The following is a 3,538-nucleotide window of genomic DNA, read 5'->3' on the forward strand; positions in this document are numbered from 1 at the left end:
ATGTTTCATCGGTATGGATTGTACAGAGTTGATTTTCTTTTTACGCTGATCGGTCAAATGAAAATTCATAGTCATGCCTTTATCTCCTTTTGAGAGGTACAACTCTCAATTCTAATAATACTATGAGGGGTTCAATTTGTCAATCGTTGCCTCAAGAAGTACAGATAATAAGTAAAAAACTTCTGCTGTTTCATCTATGTCCAAATTAGTTCGCTAAAAATAACTTCCTCCGCCTGTGCTTTCAGCGTATTCATCAGCCCCACCCAGCGCATGGGGTCACGGGCTTTCAGTTCCTCGGTGACGCCTGCCGCCTCCATCATGCAGGGCAGCATGGCGTCCATCCGTTCACGCGCCGCCCGGTCAATCTCCAACAGGTGCGGGTACAGCTTTTCACTCAAAATCAGGCTGCTGTAAAAGCCGGGTCGGTGTTCCTTTAGGTAGCGTTGCCGCATACGGCCATACTTGCCGATGGGGGCCTCCGGCTGCTCGGACAGCTTCAGGTCGGGGATGTAGTAATCTCCGCAGCGGGTGTAAGTCAATTTGCTCATGTTCGTCCTCCTTTGTACTGTGATGGTTAAACTGCGGCGCTGGCCGGTAAGGTGGCCTTGCGCGGCTCCTGCTTGGGTAACTGGCTGACGGTGGTAAAAATGCCCTTCTCAATGTCCTCGGCCCGGATTGCGGCCTTTGCCGCCTCCATTTTTGCCTTGCGCTTGGCGTTATAGCGTTCTTCCCATTCCTTCTGCTTGCCGTTGGCCTTGCGGCGTAAGTAGTTCTGGTGAAGCCTGTCTTTGCGTTCCTCCTTCTTCCGCAGTTCTTCCTGTTCCTCCGGGGTCAGGGGAACCGGCTGCAAGGCGGGTGGGATATACCGGCCCACAAAATTGAAGTAGATTTCAACCTCCTGCGTAGTGTCCTGGCTGCCTTTGCGGGCGCGTTCATGGACAAGAATTTTCTCCACAAACTCGTTGAGCATGGTATTTGTCAGCGTGTCAAAATTCTCATACTTGTCAATCAGGGCAATAAACTTCTCCGCAGATTTCCGGCTCTGCTCATAGCCGGTAACGGCCTTTTCCAGTTCCGTGATTTCCGCATTGAGAGCATCCTGCTCTTTGGCGTACTGTGCGTCCAGGGCCTCATACCGGGCGTCTGGTAGCTTACCCAGGGCGTTGTCCTCATAGATTTTGCAAATCAACTTTTCCAGTTCCCCGGCCCGCTTTTGGGCGGCGGCAAGCCGTTTCCGCTTCTTGGATATGTCGGCGGTCTGCTGGGCGGCCTGTGTTTCCTGGACGGTGCGGATAAACTCAGCCCGGTCATTCTTGGAATACTCCGCGATGGCCCGGAGCATATCGGCAATCAGGGTCAGAACGGCTTCGGCCTTGATACGGTGCTGTGTAGGGCAAAGGGAGCCGATAGGGTATTTCCCATACTGGCCGCAAGTGTACTGCGGGACGCGCTTGCCGTTGTATGTGCGGTGAACATACATCTTGCCGCCGCAATCGGCGCAGTACATCAGGCCGGTCAGAGGATGGGCCTCCCCAAAGCCGTCTGGGTAGCGTCTGGCGTTTCCCCGGATACGCTGCACATTGTCAAAGGTTTCCTGGTCGATAATGGCTTCATGGGTGTTCTCGAAAATCGTCCACTCGCTTTCGTCAACATAGTGGCTTTTCTTGTCCTTGAAGTGCTTGCGGGTCTTGAAATTGACTGTATGGCCTAAATACTCCCGCTTTTTCAGGATTTCAACAACGGTAGAGGCACTCCAACGATAAATATCCGCAAAGGTCTTGTTCTTGTTTACTCCTTCGCCATAGTGGGCAAGGTGAACGGCAGGCATTTCGATTTTTTCTTCTGACAACTTGGTTGCGATCTGATAGGGGCCGTAGCCCTCCATTGCAAGCGCGAAAATATAGCGTACCACAGCGGCGGCTTCTTCGTCAACAAGCCAGTGTTCCCGCTTTTCGTCCCACAAATAGCCGTAAATGACAGTGCCGGTCAGGTGCTTGCCGCTCATGCCTTTGGACTTGAACACGGAGCGGATTTTCCAGCTGGTGTCGCGGGCGTAAAACTCGTTCATAATGTTGCGGAAAGGGGTAAAATCATCATCGCCTTTCAGACTGTCCACACCGTCATTGATGGCGATCAGCCGGACACCGCGCTGCCGCAAAATCTCCATGACCTGGCCGACTTTCAGATAGTCGCGCCCCAGGCGGCTCATGTCCTTTATGACGATGGCCTCCACCCGTCCGGCCTCGACTTCCTCCATCATCGCCAGAAAACCGGGGCGGTCAAAACGGGTTCCCGATACGCCGTCATCGGTGAAGTGGGTGGGGTTCGGCAGCCCGTTCCGGCGGGCAAAGTCCTCCAACATCTTTTTCTGGTTGGATATGGAGTTGCTATCGCCCTGTAACTCATCGTCCCGACTCAGGCGCTCGTACAGTGGGGTGATTTTTTCGTTTCTCATAGCCGTACCTCCTGAAACAAAAATGCTCTAAGTGATTGCTTCACTAACCATGACAAAAATCATGATTAAGAAGTCACTTAGAGCATATATCACCCGCAGCCAGCTTAAATTTGGCATATTGGCGGACAGCAAAGTGATTCGGCTTCTTCTTTTTCAGAGCTTCAAACATCTGATCTACTGGATTCTGAAAGGTTTCGTCCTCCTCGCGTACTTCCATCGCATTCAGAAATTCAATCAGCGTTGCAAAGTTCTGTTCTTCCAGCGGTGCCTCATAGTGGATATAACCGATCAGGGAACAATACAGCAGAGTCTCCGCCTTCGTCCAGAATTCGTCACCGGCCTTGCCGTCTCCTTTGGTGTTGGCAATGAGGGTTGTGGTCAACTTCAAAATATCCTTTTCGCTGTGAATATACGCGAAGGGATTATAATGCATCGACTTTCTGAAATTGATAGTATTGAAAATCCGGATGCTGTATCCGTTCTTCAAAAGGGCTTGGCCGCAGTCGATTACGATATCGCCTTTCGGGTCAGTGACCACGTAGGAGCTATGGCATTGTAAAAGGTTGGGTTTAAGCCAAAACCGGGTCTTACCGCTGCCGGAACCACCCACCACCAGCACGTTTTTGTTTCTGGCATTTGCTGGATTCTTCGGGCGATTGCCCATCATCAGCCGCTCTGTCCGGGTCAGAATCACATTGTTTGCAAACACCGGATCTTCAAACGGTTCGATGTCTTTCTGCGTACCCCAACGAGCAGAGCCGTACTCCATGCCATGACGATATTTCTTGGCATTTTTTCCTTTCAGGTACACGGCAAGCCGCAGACCTGCTCCGCAGCACACACCAATCAGCAAATCCATCGGATGCAGACTTGGCATCGGATTGGAAAAAGCTGCACCCAGGGCAGAAAGAAAGCCGAGGAGCTTTTCAGACATGTCTGCGCCCTCGGCAATTCTCCACGCTTCTCCCAGATTGGTACATACAAGACCGGCAATGAAGTACGGCAGGTTCAGGATCAGCAGCTTCTTGGGGGAGTATCCCAAAGTTTGTGTAAACCTTCAAACTGATGTAAGATAGACTTACC

The 3,538-nt window shown here is 51.6% G+C and carries 2 protein-coding genes and 1 pseudogene; all 3 read right to left on the minus strand.

The genetic code is table 11. The features are described from left to right. Positions 1-194: 194 nt before the first annotated feature. Positions 195-548 carry a TnpV protein gene (locus Q0526_RS06880; protein WP_298731923.1) on the minus strand — a complete coding sequence of 118 codons (354 nt, stop codon included), beginning with the start codon at positions 546-548 and terminating at the stop codon, positions 195-197. A gap of 26 nt (positions 549-574) precedes the next feature. Continuing rightward, the gene (locus Q0526_RS06885; RefSeq protein ID WP_298731925.1) at positions 575-2,455 is read right to left on the minus strand and encodes a recombinase family protein; all 1,881 of its coding nucleotides are present in this window, start codon (positions 2,453-2,455) and stop codon (positions 575-577) included. 91 nt (positions 2,456-2,546) lie between these two features. After that, a pseudogene (locus Q0526_RS06890) lies at positions 2,547-3,497 on the minus strand (type IV secretory system conjugative DNA transfer family protein); the annotation flags it as partial. Positions 3,498-3,538 lie beyond the last annotated feature (41 nt).

The organism is uncultured Subdoligranulum sp. (assembly GCF_937890665.1).

What these genes read in the sequence shown, in the direction of transcription:
- Q0526_RS06880 (WP_298731923.1), bottom strand. Translation starts at nt 548, where the DNA reads ATGAGCAAATTGACTTACACCCGCTGCGGAGATTACTACATCCCCGAC.
- Q0526_RS06885 (WP_298731925.1), bottom strand. Translation starts at nt 2,455, where the DNA reads ATGAGAAACGAAAAAATCACCCCACTGTACGAGCGCCTGAGTCGGGAC.